Annotated in this window: 21 protein-coding genes, 1 tRNA gene and 2 pseudogenes; 13 read left to right on the top strand and 11 right to left on the bottom strand. The window is 70.0% G+C overall.

Features of this window, described 5'->3' with window-relative positions; all coding sequences use genetic code 11:
* Positions 1–201: 201 nt before the first annotated feature.
* The 5 genes from CP967_RS24115 to CP967_RS24095 all read left to right on the top strand — a co-directional run bounded on the left by CP967_RS24115 (position 202) and on the right by CP967_RS24095 (position 6,624).
* Complete coding sequence (locus CP967_RS24115; protein ID WP_150489975.1) at positions 202–2,592, top strand: ATP-binding cassette domain-containing protein; 2,391 nt, start codon at positions 202–204, stop codon at positions 2,590–2,592.
* A gap of 199 nt (positions 2,593–2,791) precedes the next feature.
* On the top strand, positions 2,792–4,126 hold the full coding sequence (locus CP967_RS24110) for a TerD family protein (RefSeq protein WP_150489974.1): 1,335 nt from the start codon (positions 2,792–2,794) through the stop codon (positions 4,124–4,126).
* A gap of 159 nt (positions 4,127–4,285) precedes the next feature.
* Positions 4,286–4,753, top strand: coding sequence for a DUF4240 domain-containing protein (locus tag CP967_RS24105; protein WP_150492016.1), 468 nt, complete (start codon positions 4,286–4,288; stop codon positions 4,751–4,753).
* 492 nt (positions 4,754–5,245) lie between these two features.
* Positions 5,246–5,542, top strand: a complete 297-nt coding sequence (locus tag CP967_RS24100; RefSeq protein ID WP_150489973.1) for a hypothetical protein — start codon at positions 5,246–5,248, stop codon at positions 5,540–5,542.
* A 245-nt stretch (positions 5,543–5,787) separates the two neighbouring features.
* Complete coding sequence (locus tag CP967_RS24095) at positions 5,788–6,624, top strand: alpha/beta fold hydrolase (RefSeq protein ID WP_150489972.1); 837 nt, start codon at positions 5,788–5,790, stop codon at positions 6,622–6,624.
* A 316-nt stretch (positions 6,625–6,940) separates the two neighbouring features.
* Here CP967_RS24095 and CP967_RS24090 read toward each other — a convergent pair whose 3' ends face one another.
* Together CP967_RS24090 and CP967_RS24085 are read right to left on the bottom strand one after the other, a co-directional pair.
* Entirely contained in the window at positions 6,941–7,657 is a 717-nt protein-coding gene (locus CP967_RS24090; protein WP_150489971.1) for a VOC family protein, read from the bottom strand.
* A gap of 62 nt (positions 7,658–7,719) precedes the next feature.
* A pseudogene (locus tag CP967_RS24085) lies at positions 7,720–8,584 on the bottom strand (IS5 family transposase).
* A gap of 120 nt (positions 8,585–8,704) precedes the next feature.
* On the opposite strand from CP967_RS24085, the gene CP967_RS24080 reads away from it, so the two are divergent.
* A complete protein-coding gene (locus tag CP967_RS24080; protein ID WP_150489970.1) occupies positions 8,705–9,952 on the top strand; it encodes an IS701 family transposase in 1,248 nt (415 codons plus the stop codon).
* Between the two features lie 188 nt (positions 9,953–10,140).
* Here CP967_RS24080 and CP967_RS35465 read toward each other — a convergent pair.
* Positions 10,141–10,350: pseudogene (locus CP967_RS35465) on the bottom strand (HNH endonuclease); the annotation flags it as partial.
* 25 nt (positions 10,351–10,375) lie between these two features.
* Complete coding sequence (locus CP967_RS24070; protein ID WP_150489969.1) at positions 10,376–10,597, bottom strand: hypothetical protein; 222 nt, start codon at positions 10,595–10,597, stop codon at positions 10,376–10,378.
* Between the two features lie 112 nt (positions 10,598–10,709).
* Between CP967_RS24070 and CP967_RS24065 the strand changes: the two genes are divergently transcribed.
* Positions 10,710–11,129 carry a WYL domain-containing protein gene (locus CP967_RS24065; protein WP_150489968.1) on the top strand — a complete coding sequence of 140 codons (420 nt, stop codon included), beginning with the start codon at positions 10,710–10,712 and terminating at the stop codon, positions 11,127–11,129.
* Positions 11,130–11,550: 421 nt separating this feature from the next.
* On the opposite strand, the gene CP967_RS24060 is transcribed toward CP967_RS24065, so the two are convergent.
* The 3 genes from CP967_RS24060 to CP967_RS24050 form a co-directional block, all read right to left on the bottom strand.
* Positions 11,551–11,799, bottom strand: a complete 249-nt coding sequence (locus tag CP967_RS24060; protein ID WP_150489967.1) for a hypothetical protein — start codon at positions 11,797–11,799, stop codon at positions 11,551–11,553.
* 68 nt (positions 11,800–11,867) lie between these two features.
* On the bottom strand, positions 11,868–12,173 hold the full coding sequence (locus tag CP967_RS24055; protein ID WP_150492015.1) for a 4a-hydroxytetrahydrobiopterin dehydratase: 306 nt from the start codon (positions 12,171–12,173) through the stop codon (positions 11,868–11,870).
* An 8-nt stretch (positions 12,174–12,181) separates the two neighbouring features.
* Positions 12,182–13,426 carry an NsdA family TPR-like regulatory protein gene (locus tag CP967_RS24050; RefSeq protein ID WP_167535431.1) on the bottom strand — a complete coding sequence of 415 codons (1,245 nt, stop codon included), beginning with the start codon at positions 13,424–13,426 and terminating at the stop codon, positions 12,182–12,184.
* Positions 13,427–13,599: 173 nt separating this feature from the next.
* On the opposite strand from CP967_RS24050, the gene CP967_RS34130 reads away from it, so the two are divergent.
* From CP967_RS34130 to CP967_RS34120, 3 genes are read left to right on the top strand one after another with little or no spacing between them, the layout of a single operon-like run.
* Positions 13,600–13,755 (top strand): hypothetical protein, encoded by a 156-nt coding sequence (locus CP967_RS34130; RefSeq protein ID WP_167535430.1) that lies wholly within the window; start codon positions 13,600–13,602, stop codon positions 13,753–13,755.
* Positions 13,752–13,913, top strand: a complete 162-nt coding sequence (locus CP967_RS34125) for a hypothetical protein (RefSeq protein ID WP_167535429.1) — start codon at positions 13,752–13,754, stop codon at positions 13,911–13,913. Before CP967_RS34130 ends, CP967_RS34125 begins: the two co-directional genes overlap by 4 nt.
* Positions 13,910–14,053, top strand: a complete 144-nt coding sequence (locus CP967_RS34120) for a hypothetical protein (RefSeq protein ID WP_167535428.1) — start codon at positions 13,910–13,912, stop codon at positions 14,051–14,053. Before CP967_RS34125 ends, CP967_RS34120 begins: the two co-directional genes overlap by 4 nt.
* Before the next feature lie 41 nt (positions 14,054–14,094).
* Here CP967_RS34120 and CP967_RS24045 read toward each other — a convergent pair whose 3' ends face one another.
* Positions 14,095–14,361 (bottom strand): helix-turn-helix transcriptional regulator, encoded by a 267-nt coding sequence (locus CP967_RS24045; protein ID WP_167535427.1) that lies wholly within the window; start codon positions 14,359–14,361, stop codon positions 14,095–14,097.
* A 227-nt stretch (positions 14,362–14,588) separates the two neighbouring features.
* Positions 14,589–14,660: transfer RNA gene (locus CP967_RS24040), tRNA-Val, on the bottom strand.
* Between the two features lie 181 nt (positions 14,661–14,841).
* On the opposite strand from CP967_RS24040, the gene CP967_RS24035 reads away from it, so the two are divergent.
* From CP967_RS24035 to CP967_RS24025, 3 genes are all read left to right on the top strand, one after another.
* Positions 14,842–15,612, top strand: a complete 771-nt coding sequence (locus tag CP967_RS24035; protein WP_150489965.1) for a DUF4097 family beta strand repeat-containing protein — start codon at positions 14,842–14,844, stop codon at positions 15,610–15,612.
* A gap of 70 nt (positions 15,613–15,682) precedes the next feature.
* Positions 15,683–17,050: a hypothetical protein gene (locus tag CP967_RS24030; RefSeq protein WP_150489964.1), complete on the top strand. Its 1,368-nt coding sequence runs from the start codon at positions 15,683–15,685 to the stop codon at positions 17,048–17,050.
* 327 nt (positions 17,051–17,377) lie between these two features.
* The gene (locus CP967_RS24025) at positions 17,378–17,593 is read left to right on the top strand and encodes an FmdB family zinc ribbon protein (RefSeq protein WP_150489963.1); all 216 of its coding nucleotides are present in this window, start codon (positions 17,378–17,380) and stop codon (positions 17,591–17,593) included.
* A gap of 36 nt (positions 17,594–17,629) precedes the next feature.
* Here the strand turns inward: CP967_RS24025 and CP967_RS24020 are convergent, their stop codons facing one another.
* A complete protein-coding gene (locus CP967_RS24020; RefSeq protein ID WP_150489962.1) occupies positions 17,630–18,289 on the bottom strand; it encodes an O-methyltransferase in 660 nt (219 codons plus the stop codon).
* Positions 18,286–19,191, bottom strand: a complete 906-nt coding sequence (locus CP967_RS24015) for an HAD family hydrolase (RefSeq protein WP_229888253.1) — start codon at positions 19,189–19,191, stop codon at positions 18,286–18,288. Before CP967_RS24015 ends, CP967_RS24020 begins: the two co-directional genes overlap by 4 nt.
* Positions 19,192–19,446 lie beyond the last annotated feature (255 nt).

Genomic DNA, 19,446 nt, shown 5'->3' with positions numbered 1-19,446 from the left:
ACGGGGAGTGAGCCGGCCCCGCACGGCAGCGGGCCGGTCCTGCGGACAGCGGGGCCGGTTCCGCGAGCACCGGTTACCGTACCCGCCGCAGAGCACCGCCCACCCGTACCCGCCGCAGAGCGCCGCTCACCCGTCCCACTCGCAGAGCACCGAGCCCCGTACCAGCCGCAAGGCACCGCCCGTCCGCCAGATGGAGACACCATGACGACCAAGAACCCGCAGCCGCCGCACATCGCCGACGGACAGGCCCTGATCCGCGTCCACGGTGCGCGCGAGAACAACCTCAAGGACGTCAGTGTCGAGATCCCGAAGCGGCGGCTCACGGTGTTCACCGGCGTCTCCGGGTCGGGCAAGAGCTCGCTGGTCTTCGACACGATCGCCGCGGAGTCGCAGCGTCTGATCAACGAGACGTACAGCGCCTTCGTCCAGGGCTTCATGCCGACCCTGGCGCGGCCCGAGGTCGACGTGCTCGAAGGACTGACGACGGCGATCATCGTCGACCAGCAGCGGATGGGCTCCGACCCCCGTTCCACCGTCGGGACCGCGACCGACGCGAACGCGATGCTGCGCATCCTCTTCAGCCGGCTCGGCTCGCCGCACATCGGACCGCCCAGCGCGTACTCCTTCAACACCGCCTCCGTACGGGCGAGCGGCGCGATCACCGTCGAACGCGGCAGCAAGAAGGCGGTGAAGGCGACCTTCGAGCGCACCGGCGGCATGTGCACGCGCTGCGAGGGCCGCGGCACGGTCTCCGACATCGACCTCACCCAGCTCTACGACGACTCCAAGTCGCTCTCCGAGGGCGCCTTCACCATCCCCGGGTGGAAGTCCGACAGCTTCTGGACGGTCAAGGTCTACGCCGAGTCCGGTTTCCTCGACCCGGACAAGCCGATCCGTGACTTCACGGAGCAGGAGATGCGGGACTTCCTCCACCGGGAGCCGACCAAGGTGAAGGTCGAGGGTGTGAACCTCACCTACGAGGGGCTCATACCCAAGATCCAGAAGTCGTTCCTGTCCAAGGACAAGGAAGCGATGCAGCCGCACATCCGGGCGTTCGTGGAACGGGCGGTCGCCTTCACCACCTGCCCCGAGTGCGAGGGCACCCGGCTCAGCGAGGGCGCCCGGTCCTCGAAGATCAAGGGCATCAGCATCGCCGACGCCTGCGCGATGCAGATCAGCGACCTCGCCGCATGGGTCCGGGAGCTCGACGACTCCTCGGTGGCACCACTGCTCACCGCGCTCCAGCAGTCCCTCGACTCCTTCACCGAGATCGGTCTGGGCTATCTCGCGCTGGACCGGCCCTCCGGCACCCTGTCGGGCGGCGAGGCGCAGCGCGTCAAGATGATCCGGCACCTCGGCTCTCCGCTCACCGACATCACGTACGTCTTCGACGAGCCGACCACCGGCCTGCACCCCCATGACATCCAGCGGATGAACGACCTGCTGCTGCGGTTGCGGGACAAGGGCAACACGGTGCTGGTCGTGGAGCACAAGCCGCAGACGATCGCGATCGCCGACCACGTCGTCGACCTCGGCCCCGGTGCCGGTACGGCGGGCGGCGCGGTCTGTTTCGAGGGCACGGTGGAGGGCCTGCGCGCCGGTGGCACCGTCACCGGCCGTCATCTCGACGACCGGGCCACGCTCAAGAAGTCGGTACGCGAGCCCACCGGCGTCCTGGAGATCCGCGGCGCCGGCACACACAACCTCCAGGACGTCGACGTGGACGTCCCGTTGGGTTCGCTGGTCGTCGTCACCGGTGTCGCCGGGTCGGGCAAGAGCTCGCTGGTGCACGGTGCGCTGTTCCAGCGGGCGGGTGCCGTCGGCGCGGGGGTGGTCTCGGTCGACCAGAGTCCTATCCGCGGCTCGCGGCGGAGCAACCCGGCGACGTACACGGGACTGCTCGACCCGATCCGTAAGGCGTTCGCGAAGGCCAACGGGGTGAAGCCCGCGCTGTTCAGCCCGAACTCCGAGGGGGCCTGCCCCACCTGCAAGGGCGCGGGGGTCGTCTACACCGACCTGGCGATGATGGCGGGGGTCGCGACGACCTGTGAGGAGTGCGAGGGGAAGCGGTTCGAGGCGTCGGTGCTCGACCACCGCCTGGGCGGCCGTGACATCAGCGAGGTGCTGGCGATGCCGGTGGCCGAGGCCGAGGATTTCTTCGCCTCCGGGGAGGCCCGTACGCCGGCCGCGCAGCGCGTCCTGGGCCGGCTCTCCGACGTGGGCCTCGGCTATCTCACCCTCGGTCAGCCGCTCACCACGCTCTCCGGCGGCGAGCGCCAACGGCTCAAGCTGGCCACGCACATGGGCGAGAAGGGCGGCGTCTACGTCCTCGACGAGCCGACCACCGGTCTGCACCTCGCGGACGTCGAGCAGCTGCTCGGCCTGCTCGACCGGCTGGTCGACTCGGGGAAGTCGGTCGTGGTCGTCGAGCACCACCTCGCGGTGATGGCGCACGCGGACTGGATCATCGACCTTGGCCCCGGCGCCGGGCACGACGGCGGCCGGATCGTCTTCGAGGGCACCCCGGCGGACCTGGTCGCGTCCCGGTCGACACTCACGGGCGAGCACCTGGCGGCGTACGTGGAGGCTTGAGGTCTCCGGTGACCGGCCCGAGGCGGGGGCGGCGGCACATTCCCCGGGCCGGCCACCCTGGCGCCCGCCGCCTCCGTGACATCCGCCCTCCACAGCGCCCGCCCTCCGCAGCGTCCGCGGGAGGTCTTCACCGGTCCAGGGGCGGTGTGACAAGGTGACGTACGCACACCAGAGGTGGTCTACGGGGTTGGCGGGTGGCATGTCTGAGCTCCGGAAGGGCGAGAACGCGGCGGTGGGCGCCGGCCTCATCACGGCCGAGCTGCACCTCACGGGCGGCCAGGTCGACCTGAGCGCCCTGCTGGTCGCCGCGGACGGCAGGGTCCGGTCCGACGACGACCTGATCTTCTACAACCAGCCGTCCGACGGCTCCGGTTCAGTCCGGCACCGCCCCTCCGACGCACAGGGGCCCGAGCGTGTCGAGGTGACCCCCGCCGCCCTCCCCGCGGACGTGGACCGGGTCGTCCTGGTGGGCAGTTGCGATCCCGACGACACGACGCGCACCTTCCGTGACGTCGAGCGGCTCACGGTCCACGCGGTCCAGCACGGCGCCGACCCGGTGTCCTTCAGCCCGCCCGCCCTCACCGACGGCGAACGCGCCGTCCTCCTGGTGGAGTTCTACCGCCGGGGCACGGGCTGGAAGCTCCGCGCCATCGGCCAGGGGTACGCCGAGGGCCTGGCGGGCCTCGCCACCGACTTCGGGATCCAGGTGGACGAGGCCCGGCCCGCCGCCCCTGCCCCCGCGCCCGTACCCACAGCGGCGCCCGCGCCGCCTCCTGCCCCTGCCCCTGCCCCTGCCCCCATGAGCCTGACGAAGCCCCCTCTGGGCAAGGTCAGCCTGGACAAGGGCAGCCAGGTCTCCATCAGCCTGGACAAGAACGACCGCCGGTTGGTGGTGACGGCCTCCCTGGAGTGGGACGGCGGCAGTGACCGGCGGCGCCGGCAGGGCGCCGACCTCGACCTGTACGCGCTGTTCGTGCCCGCCGCGAAGGCGCTGCGCGGACCCACGGCACCCGGCACAATCGTCTCCTCCGGCCATGTCGCCCGGGGCGAGCCGCTCCGCCCCGGGGCCCCCGCCCCCTCCTCGGCCCCGGACACCGCACTCAAGGGCGAGAAGGCCGACGTCGTCTACTACAAGCGCCTCGGTTCGGTGAGCGGTCCGCCCTACATCTGCCTGGACGGTGACGCGAAGGCCCCGGGGTGCGAGTCGGTCCGTATCGTCCGCCCCGACGAACAGGGATACGTCCTCCTCTGCGCCTACTCCGCCGTCAGCAACGGCTTCGGCTCCTTCCGCAGCTTCGGCGCGAAGGTCGTCGTCACGGACGGCCAGGGCTCGACCGTCACCGTCCCTCTCTACGAGAACACCAAGACCCGCTACTGGGTGGCCATCGCCCTCGTCGACTTCACCGGCCCCGAGGGGGCGGCGATCCACCACATCGAGGCGTACAGCGGCCGCATGTCCGAACGCCGCCCGGTCCTGCACCCGGACGGAGCCATCCAGATGAACGCCGGCCCGGTGGAGTTCAAGAGACGCTGACGGGCCCGGGGGCAGGGCGTACCCGGGGCCGGTCCGGGCAGATCCGGGGCGCGCCGGAGGGTTCGGGCAGACGGCCCACACGCGTCCACGGCCGGTTCGTCCGCCACCGTGACGTCGGCCACGGATGTCGGACCGCCCTGGCATGCTGCCCCCGTGACGATGACATGGGCCGACTTCTGGTCGCTGATATCCATCCTGAACGGCGAAGCCACCCGAGCGAACTGCCGGCGTCTCGCCGAGGAGCTGAGCCGCCGCCCCGTACCCGGCATCATCGGCTTCGCCGAACGCCATGCCGAGGCCCTCTACCGCCTGGACCAGGAGAAGTTCGGCACGCTTCCCGTCGCCGGCATGACGGACGAGGCCGGCGCCCCCTTCCCCCAGTCCGCCGACACGTTCCTGTACGCGCGTTGTGCTGTGGTCGCCGCAGGTCAGGACATCTGGGAGGGCGCCTTCTCCGACGCCGGCACCTTCGCCCCGTACACCTCGGCCGAGTACGACGGCGAATGGCTGCTGTACGTACCCGACCAGGCCTATCAGCTGGCGACGGGCAAGGAGTGGCACCGCCTGACCCGGTACTGCTTCGAGAGCTACTCCAACAGGGACGGCTGGCCGCATCTGCGGGACTGAACCGGCCCGCGGGCAGGCGGAAATCCCGTGGGCGATCCCGTACGGGGCGGCGGGTGCGGCGGTCCTCCGGGGGACGTGTTCCGGCGGCCCGAGACCCACAGGCAGTGGCGGGGAGGCGCCATGGGAGTGCGACGCCGGAAACGTGTCGCCTGGTTCCGGAGGCACGCCGACGCGTGCGGGTGACCGACGCGTGCGGGTGCCTGGCCCTCCCCGGCGGCCGTCGAGGCGTTCCCGAACCCGTCGACCGGCACGCGCACGGACTGCCGCCCGCCACCGGCAACTCCTCGTCCGGGCAGGCGTTCCCCCTCCCCTTCTCATCGGCCACGCGTGACGCGCCAACGGTGTGCCCCGGTTGCCGCGTTGCACGGCCCTACCGCGACACCGCCGCCGCTGGAACAGGGACGCACGATGGCCCTCCGGGCCGCTCAATCCAAGTGAGCCGGTGGGCGGGGAGGTTGTCGGGCTGTATACCTGTGCTGCTTTGATCAGCGTGTGACCCGTACCGATGATGTGACCGGCGGCAGAGCCGAATCGGCCGTCCTTTTCGGCGGAGCTTCCGTCGTGTGCTGGTTCTGCTGCCCCTTCTGGATGATCGTGTGGCCGCTTGCCCTGCCGATCGGCCTTACAGGAGTCGTCCGGGGTGTCATCGAGTGCCGAGCCGCCTCTCATCGGGGTGTCAGTCGCGCCCGGCCCTTGACCGGCCTGGTGCTCGCGGTGGTGGGGACGGCGGCGGCGGTCGCTTACATGATCTTCGTCTTCACGCATCCGGACCTGCCGATCCAGGGGTGAGGGCTGTCCCGGTAGTTCCTGGCGGGACAGCCCTTCCGCGGCGGCGGTCCCGGAGGATCCTCCGTGACGGCCGCCGCTGCCCCTGCATGTCCTCGATCCCGCGCGAGGGAGTTCGTCCTCTCTGAGATATGAGGGCTCTGGCACCGAGCGTCCGGCACACCGATGAGTTCCACGCCCTACGAGGGTCCTACCGGCAGCAACACACACCACAGCAGTACGGCCCCACGCGAACCGGAGAGATGAATATGTCGACAGCCCGAAAGCAGCCGGCCGGAACCGAGGCCCGTGTCGTCTCGGCCGACGGCACCAAGATAGCGTTCGAGCAGTCGGGCCACGGGCCGGCCGTCGTCCTGGTCGGCTCGGCACTGGCAGACCGCTCCGACACGGCCCGACTCGCGGCTCTCCTCGCACAGCACTTCACTGTGATCAACTACGACCGCCGCGGACGGGGCGGCAGCGGTGACGCCACCGCTTACGCCCCCGGCCGCGAGATCGAGGACATCGCCGCGCTGGTCGGACACGTCGGCGGTTCGGCTTCGTTGTTCGGTTCGTCCTCCGGAGCGGTCCTCGCGCTGCGCGCGGCCGCTGCCGGGGTGAACGTCGACCGCCTGGCTCTGTACGAACCGCCGTTCGTCGTCGAAGAGGGCGACGACGGGCCGCCCGAGGACCTCGCACGGCAGATCACCGTGCTGCTCGCGGAAGGCCGGCGCAGTGACGCGGTGAAGTACTTCATGACCAGGGTGCAGGGCATGCCCGGCTTCGCTGTGTTCTTCATGAAGCTCATGCCGAAGATGTGGGCGAACCTGACCGAGCTGGCCGGCACCCTGCCCTACGACATCGCGGTCATGGGCGATACCCAGCAAGGCAAGCCGCTCGATGCCGACGAGTGGAAGGGGGTGGCCGTACCCACCCGTGTGCTGACCGGTAGCAAGAGTCCCGCCGCGTTCCAGCGCGCCGCCCTCGCCGTCACCGAGATCCTGCCGCAGGCCGACCACCGAACCCTGCCCGGACTCAACCACGGAGCCGTCGTCATGGCCCCGAGGAAAATCGCCCCGCAGATCATCGAGTTCATCAAGGGATGAGTTCGACGTCCGAGCGGTTCGGCGGCGCCCGGCGCCCCTCCTGATACCGGGAGCGAGCGCGACCCCTCTCCAGCCGGCCGCAGGACCCGGAGGGCAGCAACGTACGGGACAGCCCTTGGGCCGGTGGAATCCCGATGGCCGAGTCGGCCGAAGGCCCCAGCCATGATCGGCTGGGGGCCTTCGCACTGGTGGGCGCGGACGGTTTCGAACCGCCGACATCTGCTTTGCGAGTTCGGCCGGAGGTGCCTAAGAACTGCTAACGAAATGAGGTGCCGTCGGCTCAACGTGCCCGAAGGCACCGTGTGTGCTCCAGGCGTCATTGCCCCAGAGATTGAACTCGGAATGACAGCCCTTCTGGGCTGTGTAGTCTCATATTGGACTGGTCGGTCTCTCGGATCCAGGTAGCGAGACTCTGGCCACCGCCACCGATCTGCACGCGGGAAACGACGCCATCCACGTCATCGACCCCGACGGAGAGTTCCCACTGCGGGGCAGCGATGGGTTCACGTGCTGCGATGAATGCGGCAGCCGCCAAAGGCGTGCCTGTCAACTGGTGGTAGAAGTCCCGGGCCCGGTCGGGTTGGTCGCAGGCCAGGAGCATGTGGTGTGGTGCGCCTGCCAAGTGGGGCGGAAATGACCACCCGGTGAACCTACGGGGTTGCCACAGGGAGAAGGCGGCACCCACCGGGTCGATCAGCGTCGCCGTACGGCCCTGATCGCCCGCGTCAAAGGGAGCCACGACAAGACGCGCGCCGTTCGCCGTCGCGGCTTCGGCGCGGCGGTCGACGTCGTCAACGGCCAGGTAGTAGGCGACGTGGGCGGGCGTGTCCGGCGGGTAGATCGGGTTCGCAAGATCGCTGACGCCGCCGATCTGGTACCCGCTGATGGTTATCTTGGTGGCCTGGCGCCAGTCCTCCTCATCCACTGCAAAACACCAGCCCAGTGCCTGCGATAAGAAGGCAGCGGTGCCCGATGGGTCGCGGGTTTTCAGGTCCATCCAGCAGAACTCGTTCAACGAACCGAGGGGGGTCATCGTGTCCTCCTTGTCCTTCAAGTGCTGGGTATCGGCTCGCCGGGCGACTGCGCAAGCGGGTTTCAGCTGCTAGCCGTGTCAGAACTCCGACGGGAAGCCGCAGGTCTGTGCTGCGCATGCAGTGACACCAGCCGTCTCCAGCAGATGAGAGCGCATCCGAGGGTGAGGAACGCTTCGTGGATGTCGTCGCGGATCTCCCAGCGAATCCGCAGGCGGCGGAACCAGTGCAGATGGCGAATGCACGCTCGACGACCCAGCGTTGTGTGCCGAGTCCAGAGCCGTGTTCAGTGCCGCGGCGGGCGATCAGCGGCCTCACGCCGAGGGCTCGGACCAGACGGCGGTACTTGTCGTGATCGTAGCCGCGGTCAGCAAGGATCACGTCCGGGCGGCGCCGGGGCCTGCCACGCTTGCCTCGTACCGGAGGCACGGCCTGGAGGAGCGGAATCAGCTGGGTGACATCGTTGCGGTTGCCGCCGGTCAAGGTGGCAGCAAGCGGGATGCCAGTGGCGTCAGTGATCAGATGATGCTTACTGCCCCTCCTGCCCCGATCAACGGGGCTTCGTCCGGTCTTGGCTCCCCCTTTAACGCTCGGACGTGGGAGCCGTCGACCGCCGCTCGGGAGAAGTCCAGGGCATTCGCGGCGCGCAGCTCTGCGAGGAGGGCCTGGTGCAGCTGACGCCACACGCCGGCCTCGGTCCATTCGGCCAGGCGGCGCCAGCAGGTCATGCCCGAGCCGAAGCCGAGTTCCTGCGGCAGATGTTCCCAGGCGATCCCTGTATGCAGCACGAACAGGATGCCCTGGAACACTAGCCGGTCCGGATGCCGCTTGCGCCCTGGATGCCGGGTCCGGCGCTCGATCTTGGGCAGCAGCGGTTCGATCACTGCCCACAGCTCGTCGTCGACTTCCCACGGCTTCGGCCGTGCCACCCCGCACCCCCAGATCGTCGATCCTGGAACGATCCAATCACCTCGGAGATCATTTCGTTAGGGCTTCTAATACTCCAGTCAGATTTTGTGTCCTGAGGTGCTGGTTGTCGTTGTCCGGGTATGGACGTGATACCTGAAGTCGATTGTTGGAAGGCCGAGTTGGAGACGGTTTTCGCTCGGGTGGCAGGCCGGTTTGGGCGGGCGGATCTGCGGTGGCGGATGCGGGACTACGTGCGGGGTCTGCTGGCGCCGGTCGGGCGGAAGAACGGCTGGCAGCTGGCGGAATGGGCCGGCCACCGTGATCCGGCGGGCCTGCAACACCTGCTGAACGGTGCCCGCTGGGATGCCGATGCCGTTCGCGACGACGTGCGGGACTACGCCGCTGAGCGGCTCGGTCCGGGCGGGGTACTGATCATCGATGACACCGGGTTCGTGAAGAAGGGCACCACCTCGGCCGGGGTGGGCCGGCAGTACACCGGCACCTCGGGGAAGATCGACAACTGCCAGATCGGCGTGTTCGCCGCCTACGCCACCAGCTCGGGCAGGGCCCTGGTGGACCGGGAGCTCTACCTGCCCAAGGCCTGGACGTCCGACCGTGAGCGGTGCCGGGCAGCGAAAATCCCTGATGAACGCGGCTTTGCAACCAAGGGGGAGCTTGCCCGGGACATCGTGCGCCGCTGCCTGGCCGCGGGCCTGCCGGCCGCCTGGGTGACTGCGGACGAGGCTTACGGGCAGGACTGGAACTTCCGGCGCCTGCTCGAGCAACTCGACATCGGCTACGTCGTTGCGGTGCCCAAGTCCCAGCAGATCAAGTCCCTGGCCGGCTGCTGGCGCATCGACCAGCTCATCGACGAAGCCCCCGCCGATGCCTGGCAACGGCTGTCCTGCGGCGACGGAGCGAAGGGCCCACGTGTCTATGACTGGGCCGCGGCGAAACTGCCCGCCAACATCATTTTCGACCCGGATCCGCCAACCCGTCATCGCTGGGTGCTGGCCCGCCGCAGCCTGTCCGATCCCACCGAGATCGCCTACTACCTCGCCCACGCACCCGTCGGCATCGAGATCGACGAACTCACCCGGATCGCCGGCAGCCGGTGGGCGGTCGAGGAATGCTTCCAGGCCGCAAAGAACGAGTGCGGCCTGGACGAGTACGAGGTCCGCCGCTATCCGGGCTGGTACCGGCACATCACCCTGGCCATGCTCGCCCATGCCTTCCTGACCGCTCTGGCCGCCCAAGCCGCCCACCGGGAAACCGCAGAAACGAACCGAACAGCCTCGTCTCCCTCACCGTGGCGGAAATCCGACGGCTCCTGGACGCTCTCCTACCCCACCCCAGAGACGAACTCGAACCACGTCAGCACGCCCTGAGATGGTCCCACTGGCGCAGACGCCACCAAGCCATCGCCCAACGATGCCACTACCTGAAAAGAGCCAGCTCAGGACACAAAATCTGACTGGAGTACTAAGCGCCCTGGCGGATTCCGTCACGGCTGCCGTGCCGGGCTCCCCACAGCTGCCGTTGCACACCGACGCTGATGTCAGGAGTGGATGTCAGCTCACAGGTTCGGCATCTGCTCGTCAGCCGGCCTGCGCGGTCGCGACAAAGCCGCGGCAGCACGCCTGTCGTTTGCATGCTTCTACTCAATCGAGGCTCGCAGCTCCTCGGGAGCCGGCCATGACGCCTGCCGGTGGATCATGCGGTGACAGTTGGCACAGATGAGAGCAAGACCGCTGAGCTTGGTGTGCCCTGAGCCCTCTTCCGTCAAGCGCGGGAAGGGGCTCAAGTGCGGGCTACGCCTGTCCTGTCGAGTTCTCGTCCGCCTTTTTCTTCAGGCGGCGCACGTACTCCCTGGTCCACCCGGTGATGCGGGCGACGGTCGCCTGGTTGCCGCGCTCCTCGCCCTGCTGGAGGGCGGCGACGGCTTCGGCCTGAAGGTCTTCGCGAGCGGCTTCGAGCGCTTGCTCTGCCTCGCGGTACCGCTGGGCTGAGAGTTCGAGTCGGGCTGTGTCCATGACGCCTATCATCCCACACGATAGGCCAACTCCATATGCCTATACCGTTGACAAAAGCCAACTGACTAGGCCAACACTATTCCCGTAAGGAAGTGACGACGAGGGGAACCCGGTGAAGAACACCATCAACGAGACCCAGGCCCAGACCCTCACCCGCCTCCTCGCCGCCGCCGCCCGCCAACACCCCGTCACCGTCACCTACCTCAAGGAAGAGAAAGACGAGAACGGTTGCAAGACCGGCCACCTCGTCGAGACGATCCGCACCATCGAGGTGCACGACGTCCGCACCACGAAGGCCGGCAACGTCACCTTCCGCGCGATGAACCGCGAGACCGGCGAGTCCCGGACCTTCCGCCTCGACCGCATCCAGGCGTACACCGTGCACCGCACCGCTTACACCGTCGCCCGCCCCAGCACCGAGCCGGCCCCCGTCGCCCCGGTCCCGAGCTGCCCGGCCACGGTCATCGGCCGGGAGCTTGCCCGCGATGATGCCGCGCACCACGCCGACCGGTACGCCACCCTCGCCGCCTGATTCAGCGACCGGCCTCCTCATTCCCCTCCGCCGACCACTCGTCTAGGTGATGGTGCGGTCGAGCCGTCGCGGTTACGCTGCTGGTGCCGCTGGTTTTGGGCCGGGCACCGTGCGTACACCGGAGTGCTACATGGCCCCAACCGAAATCCTCCACGCCTGCATTGCCGCTGTCGGCTTGGTTACGTCTCTGCTTCGCCTCGTGGAAGCCTGGAAGAACCGTCGGCCACGTCGCCCTTTGCCTGGCTGCTGCCGGGCAAAGGGCGTTTCATGCGTTCCGGCCCCGAGGCCGTGCACCTCGTGTGACGGGAAGGAACACACCGCCGCCAACGTTTAGCAGGTGACAGCGCCCCCGCCCGGCGGTACCGGGTGGGGGCGGTTCTGTCATGCCCGGAATTTTCACGGAGGTCCATGAAAACCTAGATCAGGCGTCGGAAGCCGGCGGGCGGACGAAGAGCAGGTTCCAACACCGCTGAAGTCCCGCCCCCTCAAGGGTCCGGCTGTGGAGTTTCCAGCCGAGCGACTCCACGCGCCCGATGGCAGCGGCGACATCCGCGTCCCTGTTCCGGGGAGACGGCGACGGGAAAAAGCGGTTCGTGAAGGTGGTGTCCCCGCGGTCCCATGCTTCTGCCGCAGCCTCGTCGATGCCCTTGATCGCGATCTTCTTCAGCAACTTCCTCAACATGCCGACACGTCAGAGGCGGTCCGCTCCCCCTTGTGCCCTGCTTCCGGAAACGCTGGTCAGTCACCGAAGGGCTCAGCGCCGTGGGCTGCGGCGATCTGATCGATCCGGGCGGCGAGGTCGAAGTCTGCGGCTGTCAGCCGGTGGCCGGCGTCGTGCGTGGTGATGCCGAACCGCACGTGGTCCCACCGCAGATCGATGTCGGCATGGTGGCCGATGAGTCGCTCGATGTCCGCGACGTGGACGATCATCGCAACGCCGCCGTGGTACCGGATCCCGAACCGGCAGGTGATCTCGTCACCGTTGCGGACCCACCCCGGCACTCCGGCCAGGTGGGCGGTGATCTCCTCGTCCGTCAGCACCACGGCCACAATCAGCTCCTATCGGTCACGGGGGCCAGGATCTCGGCAAGATCCCGGCCGACCGGTGCATCGTGCCACGGGCGCATCGCCTGCTCCAGAGTGGTCAACTCCCTGCGCATGCGGGCGGACCGGGTCTCGGCAGCAATCGTCGCCACAGTCCGGGCGATCTCCACCGCCTGGTCCGGCTCCCGTGCGGCGGCGGCTGCGGTCGCCTGCCGGGCCATGTACACCCCACGGTCCCGGCGGGCAGTCTCCGGCACGGCCGTAAGGACCTGCGACCACAGAGCCCCGGCCTCGGCGCCGAGGCCGAGGCGTCCGTAACAGGTGGCCCTCTGCACTTCGAGATACCCGGGCGTCCGCCGACAGGCGTTGCCCCACGGCAGGTCGTCGTCGACGCGGGGCAGCAGCAGGTCGGCCTGGTCGAGGAGCTGGTCTACCGATCGGCGATCGTCCGTGAGGCTGGCGCCATGGGCCTGCTGCTGCATCGCCATGATGCGCACCTTCGGAACGAGCCTGTCGGCGTCGTCGAGGGCGGCCTCGCACAGGTCGACGACTGCGCGTCCGTCGCCCAGGTCGGTACGGACTTGGGCCTGGTTCACGAGGCTGTACCCGATGAGGTGCGGGTCACGGGACCGCATGGCGATCTCCTGCGTCACCCCCCTCCAGAACGCCGCCCCGTCCATGTCTCCGGCGTCCTGGTACAGCCAGCCCACCAGCGCCGCGTAGGCGGCGCCGACGCGTAGGAGTCCGCGTCGCGTCTCTCCCTTTGCCGAGCGGACCAACTTGTCGATGAGCTGGTACTGGGCGGACACTGTGCCGATGAGGTCGTGGGGTCCGAGGAACATGTCTGCCCGGTAGTGCCCTTCCAGCTGCTGCTGGAAGTAGTCGATCAGGGCGGGGTCGACATGCTGCGAGGCCACAGGGCCGGCGACGAGCGCGGCCGCGGTGACGCTCACGAATGCGCGTCGGTTCACATCTGCCTCTTCGTGGTGCTCGGGCCGGATCCAGCTCGGCGGAGTGGTGAAGCCCAGGTCCTCGGGCCACCGGCCGAGCGCGTCGTGGATGACGACTGCGGTCTCCTCGGCCGGCCAGCCGGGGCGGTCGCCTTCCCACCGCCGCCAAGTCCGCGGGGACACGGTGAACTGCCGGTCGTCCAGGAGCTGCTGACCGTGCTCGGTGAGTGCGCCCGCGGCAGCTTCGATGGTCCGCCACCCCTTGTGTAAGCGGGCTGCCCGCAGCGCGTCGTTACGTCCCACGGATCCAGTGTGAGGGGTCATCGTCCGCGCTCCCGGCCATGGCCGCTACGTGGCCACGGATGGCCGTCCGGCGACCTATTCGCTACCTGACGTGCACACACATCATCAGGGTGTGACAGCGGGCCGCGCGGCGGAATGGGTGCAGCCCCTCCAATCGGGTTGGGAGTCGGGTCGTGGCAATGACGATGAAGGTGTACGAGGTGGGGCGCGACGGCGCCCGCCGGGTGGTGCGGGAGGAGGCCGAAGTCGCCCCGCTCGCCGAGGTCGAGCAGTCGTCCCGCTTCCCGGTGTGCCAGTGCCCCCGCTGCCTCACGGAGGCACCCTCGTGACCGAGGCCCAGGCGATAGAGCTGGCCGCGGCGTACCGGTCGTACATCGTCCACCTCCAGGAGTGCACCACCGGCTGCCGCACCACCGACACGATCTGCCCCACCGGCGAGGAGCTCCGGGCCGCGTATCAGGCAGCAGAGCGGGGGGCGGGGGGATGACCAGCCGTCGCCCGGCCCCCGCCCCCACGCCGACCCCGCCTTCGGATCCCGTGCTGGCGAATCTGATCTGGCTGCAGAAGACCCGCGAAGCCCGCCTCGCTGAGGCCCGCGCCCTCGACCGGGCACGGGCCCAGCGCTGACTCCCTGCCCGCGGCCGCCGCCGATCCGGCCGCGGGCAGGGCTACTCCCCCACCAGGTCCGAGGAGGACACACCGGTCGCGTCGGCAATGAGGATCAGGGAGTCGAGCAGCGCGGCCGAGTGCCCCATCTCGATCCGGTTGTACGTGGCCCGGTCCGTCTCGATGCGGAGGACAACCTGCTCCTGGGTGAGACCGGCCGCCCGCCGGGCAGCTCGGGTGCGGAGCGGTCTACGTTGGACAGCCGAAGACCCCCGCCGAGCTGTGCGGGGGGCCTTGCTTCCGTGGGACCGGCCTCCCCGCCGGCACACCACAGAATTTCGGGAGGCGCGTCTCAGGCGCGCGCAGGGAGACGTGCCTGCCCCTCCCTGCCCAGGAGCCTACGTGTCAGCGCCATGTAGTCCGCCCCTCGAACAGGTGACGAAAAGGTCTTGCCGTGTGGGGATGTGGCATCCATGTGGCATCGATCATGTAAATGGCCCCCCGATCCGACTGGACCGGGAGGCCGAAACAGGCTTTCACCTGCTAGTTCCTACTGTGGGCGCGGACGGTTTCGAACCGCCGACATCTGCTTTGTAAGAGCAGCGCTCTACCCCTGAGCTACGCACCCGTGGATGAGGCAACAGGTTACATGGCCCGCGCCCCGGGGTGGCAATCGGTTACCGGCGGCGGGGCGGTGTGCGGGGGATATCCCTACCCCGGAGACGGTAGCCGTCCGGATCGTGGCGATGTAGAGGCGCCGCATACCGTGAGGTGACATCGGCAGCGCACCTCAGGGGGACACGATCACCATGACCATCCGTACCGGTACAAGGGCACTCGTCGCGGCCGGTGGAACCGCCCTTCTCGTCGCCGCGCTGAGCGCGTGCGGCAGCACCGATGTGGAGGATGCGCCCGCCGAGAGCAAGTCGTTCGCGTACGACGGTTCGTCGCTCACCATCGAGGCGGAGGACGCGACCGTGGAGGTCGTTCCCGCCGATGTGGAGGCCGTGGAGGTGACGCGCCGGGTCGACGGGTGGGCGCTGCTCGGCAGCGGGCCGAAGCCCTCGTGGCGGCTGGACGGGGACACACTGACGTTCAAGGTGGGGTGCAAGGCGCTGATCAGCGACTGCGGCTCCCGTCTGGAGGTGAAGGTCCCCCGGGGGCTCGCGCTGACGGTGAACGCGGACAACGGGAAGGTCACCGCGTCCGGGTTCGACAGCCGGCTGACGCTGGCGTCCGACAACGGGGGGATCGTCGTACAGGACTGCAGCGGACCGCTGGACCTCAAGAGCGACAACGGGTCCGTGCTGGCCGAGCGGATCTCCGGGCCGACCGTGGTCGCGCGCTCGGACAACGGGTCGGTCGACATCGGGCTCTCCGCGGTCCCCGACCTGGTGGACACGGTGAGTGACAACGGCGGTATCACCATCGACCTGCCGGCGGGCAAGGAGCGGTACGCCGTGTCCGCGACGGCCGACAACGGGGACGTGTCGGTGCGGGTGCCCCGCGGCGACGACAGCCCGCACGTGGTGAAGGCGCACAGCGACAACGGGGAAGTCACCGTACGGAGCGCGAACTAACCGGACCCCGTGTTCGTCCTTACTGGTGGGAGAATGAACCGGGCAGGGCGATTCGGCACGGGAGAGGGATGTGACGGCGACGCACACGCGGCCGGGAGCGCAGGCGAGTGGTTGGGCCGTCAGGGACGTCCTGGCGCTGATGCTGCTGCCGGTTCCGCTGGTCGCCGCGGCCCTGCCGGGCGCGTTCGCCGGCGGGGGTACGAGGCGCTGGTTCGGCGGCCGGGGCGAGGGCCAGCGGGCGGAGGCCCAGGCGGCGAAGGACGGGGCCGCGAACGCCTTCTACGAGCTGGACACCGCTCAGCGGGACCTGAAGATCTCGATCGAGACGATCACCGCGGTGGACAGTTCACCGCGGGCCCGTAAGGCGGTGGAGGACTTCGCCGCGCTGGGCCGCCGGATCGACGAGGTCAGCCATGCGTACATCACCGCGGTCGACGCGCACGACCTCGACCGGGACGACCTGGAGCCGTCGGTCGCGGCTTCGGCGAAGACGCAGCTGACCCGGGCCAAGGACGATCTGGTCCGGGTGAAGGGTGAGCTGGACCGGTTCGCCCAGGGTATCGGGCCGCTGCTGGGCAGTGCGGAGACGCAGCTGGCCAGGCTGGCCCCGGCCGTGGAGCGGGCCCGCCAGGCCCTGCTGGCGGCGAGCAACGCCCTGGACGCGGTGCGGGGTTCCGGGCTGCGGGCCGATGATCTGGCGGCCCGGCTGGCGGCTCTCGCCCCGGAGCTGACCAAGCTCAACCAGGGGGCCGGGCAGCACGGCGTGGCCGAGACCCTCCAGCGGGCGGACCGGGTGCTGCGGGACGCGGAGGCGGTACGGGCGGAGGCGGACCGGCTGCCGGAGCGCGCCGCCGAGATCGACCGCCGGCTGGTGTCGCTGCGGACGCGCGCCCAGGCGCTGACGACCCGCGCCGGGCAGGTCGAACCGGTGCTGAGCGAGTTGCGGCGGCGGTTCGCGGCGGCCTGCTGGCAGGACCTCCAGCCCGTGCCCGACCAGGCGGCGGCCGATGTCGCGCAGGCGGAGAGGAAGCTGGCCGAGGCCGCCGAGGCGCGTGCCGACCAGCGCTGGGCCGACGCCACCTCCCGGCTCAGCACCGTCCGTGCCCTGCTGAACACCACGGACGACGCGGTGTCCGCCGCCGGTGACCGGTTGCAGCGGCTGAACGCCGTGGCCAAGGATCCGCAGGCGGAGATCGAACGCACCCGGTTCGCGATCCGTGACGCCCAGCGCCTCGCCATGGCCGGGCGCCACACCCCCGACCCGCGGCACGCCCGCCCGCTGGACGACGCGGTGGCCCGGCTGGAACGGGCGGTCACCGGGCTGGAGGGCCGTCACCCCGATTACTGGCACTTCCTGACGGAGACGGAAGCGGTCCGGCAGACGGCGGCCCGTGTGGTGTCCGCCATCCGCGAGGAACGGGGCTCCGGCGGCGCCTGAGAGGCCGCGAGGGCTGAGGGCCGCGAGGTCTGCGGGCTGCGGGCCCGGGCCGTGAGGGCCGGGGGCTACGGGGTCCGGAGGCCGCGAGGTCCGGGGACTGCGGTGACCGGAAAGGCTGCGGGCCCGGGAGAGGGAGTGCGGTGCGAACGGGGATCCGGCAGTGGCTGAGGGGCGGCGGCGGTGTGACCGGAAATCCGGCGGTGCCTGAGGGGCGGCGGTGACTGGAGAGGCTGCGGTGGCCGGGGAGGCTGCGAGGCCCTGAAAACCGTGGGGTTCTGTGTGGCGCGATCCTGTGAGAGGCCGCGGGCCGTCCCGTAGCCTTGGGCCATGCCTCGTTACGAGTACCGCTGCCGCCCCTGTGACGCGACCTTCGAGGTCAGCCGTCCGATGACCGAATCGTCCGCCCCCGCCGTCTGCCCGGCCGGGCACGAGGACACCGTGAAGCTGCTGTCCACCGTGGCCGTCGGGGGTTCCGCCGAGTCCGCCGCCCCGTCTTCCGCCTCGGGTGGCGGAGGCTGCTGCGGTGGTGGCTGCTGCGGCTGAGTGCAGGCCCGGGGCCCCGCTCCCGCCGGGAGGCGGTTACTTCCGGCGGGAGAGCGTCAGGCCGTCCGCCACGGTGAGCAGGACGCTGTCCATCCGGCCGTCGGCGCTCACATGCGCGTTGAACTCCTTGATCGCCGCCGGGGCTCCGGTCGCGTGCGGGTCGACGACGCCCCCGTGGAAGAGCGTGTTGTCGGTGACGACGAGCCCGCCGGGGCGCATCCGCGGGACCAGTTCCTCCCAGTACGCGATGTAGTTCCCCTTGTCCGCGTCGAGGTAGGCCAGGTCGATGTGCGGCTCTTCCGGCATCGCGCGCAGGGTGTCCAGGGCGGGTGCGATCCTGAGGTCGATCCTGTCGGCGACGCCCGCCTTCTGCCAGGCCAGGCGTCCGTACGCGGTCCATTCCTCGGAGACGTCACAGGCGATCAGCCGGCCGTCCGACGGGAGGGCCCGGGCCATGGAGAGGGCCGAGAAGCCGGTGAAGGTACCGATCTCGACGATGTGCCGTGCGCCGGTCAGCCGGACGAGGAAGGCGAGCAGCGGTCCCTGTTCCTGGGCCGACTGCATGCCCGCGTGGTCGGGGAAGCGGTGGCGGGTCGTCTCCACGAGGTCGAGTTGCACCGGGTCCAGCGGCGGGTTGTGCGCCAGCACGTAGGCGTACAGCTCGTCGGTGATCTTGGTCTGGTTTCCCTGGGTCATGGCGCCGCTCCCTCGTCCGGGCCCGGGTGGCCCCCGTGTGTGCCACCGTACGACCGCACGGCTTTCCCGCCCACCGGTCCACTCGCCGGACGAGCCGGCGGGTGATCGCGGTGGTGCAGGAAGCGGCGCAGGATCTCCTCGCCGGCGGCGACGCCCCGCAGGCCGAGGGCCTCGGTGCGGGGCGCGTTCCAGCCGTTGTCGGCGAGTTCGCCGTGGGCCGGGCGCCAGGAACGGTCGGCTGCCAGCAGCAGATCGGCGTCCAGCAGGGAGTCCCCGGCGGCGAGGGCCGTGGTGGCCCCGCTGCGGCGGGCGACCTCCCGCATCGCCGCGCTCTTGGTGAGCGGGGCGGGTACGGCGTAGATCTTGCGGCCCTGGAGGGAGACGGTCCAGCCGCGGGGTTCCGCCCAGCCGGCCAGCTCCCCCACCCAGTCCGGGGGCAGCGCGGCCCGGTCGACGACGAGGTAGGCGAAGACGTCCTCGGCGACCCGTTCCTTGAGCAGCCAGGCCGGATCGGCGGTGGCGAGGAGGCGGGCGCGGACCTCGGCGAGGGGGGCGCACTCCGCCGCGAGACGGCCGGTCACCTGTCGCTGCCAGTGCGGGTCGGACTCGCCGTCGACCAGCAGGTGGCCGCCGTTGGCACAGATCGCGTACCGGGGCGGGGGGCCGGGGAGGTGGATGCGGTGGTACTGCTCGCGGGTCCGCGTGGTGGTGGGGACGAAGACGGTGGTGCGGGCCAGCTCGTCGAGAAGGGCGGCCGCCTCCTCCGTCATGTAGGAGAGGGGCGCCCCGCCGTAGACCTCCACGCACAGGAGCCGGGGGGCCTGCGCGTCGGGGACGCCGAGCTGGAGGGCCGCCGCCGAGTAGATGAGGGTGCGGTCGAGGTCGCTGGCGACCAGCGTCACCGGGGCGGCGGGCGCGCCGGGGACGGCGGGAACAGCGGGCGCGCCGGGGACGGCGGCGGGGGCCGGGGCGGCGGGAGCCAGGACGGCGGCGGGCAGGGGAACGCCTGCTGAGGCCCCGGGGGCCGCGGTATCCGGGGTGTCCAGCGCGTCCGGCGCGTCCGGTGCGTCCGGTGCGTCCGGTGCGTCCGGTGCGTCCGGTGCGTTCGGTGCGTTCGGTGCGTCCGGTGCGTCCGGTGCGTCCGGTGCGTCCGCGGA

This window comes from Streptomyces nitrosporeus, assembly GCF_008704555.1.
In the GTDB taxonomy this organism is placed as follows: domain Bacteria; phylum Actinomycetota; class Actinomycetes; order Streptomycetales; family Streptomycetaceae; genus Streptomyces; species Streptomyces nitrosporeus.
The sequence above is the reverse complement of the archived record's forward strand: the minus strand, read 5'-3'. Positions and strand labels throughout refer to the sequence as shown.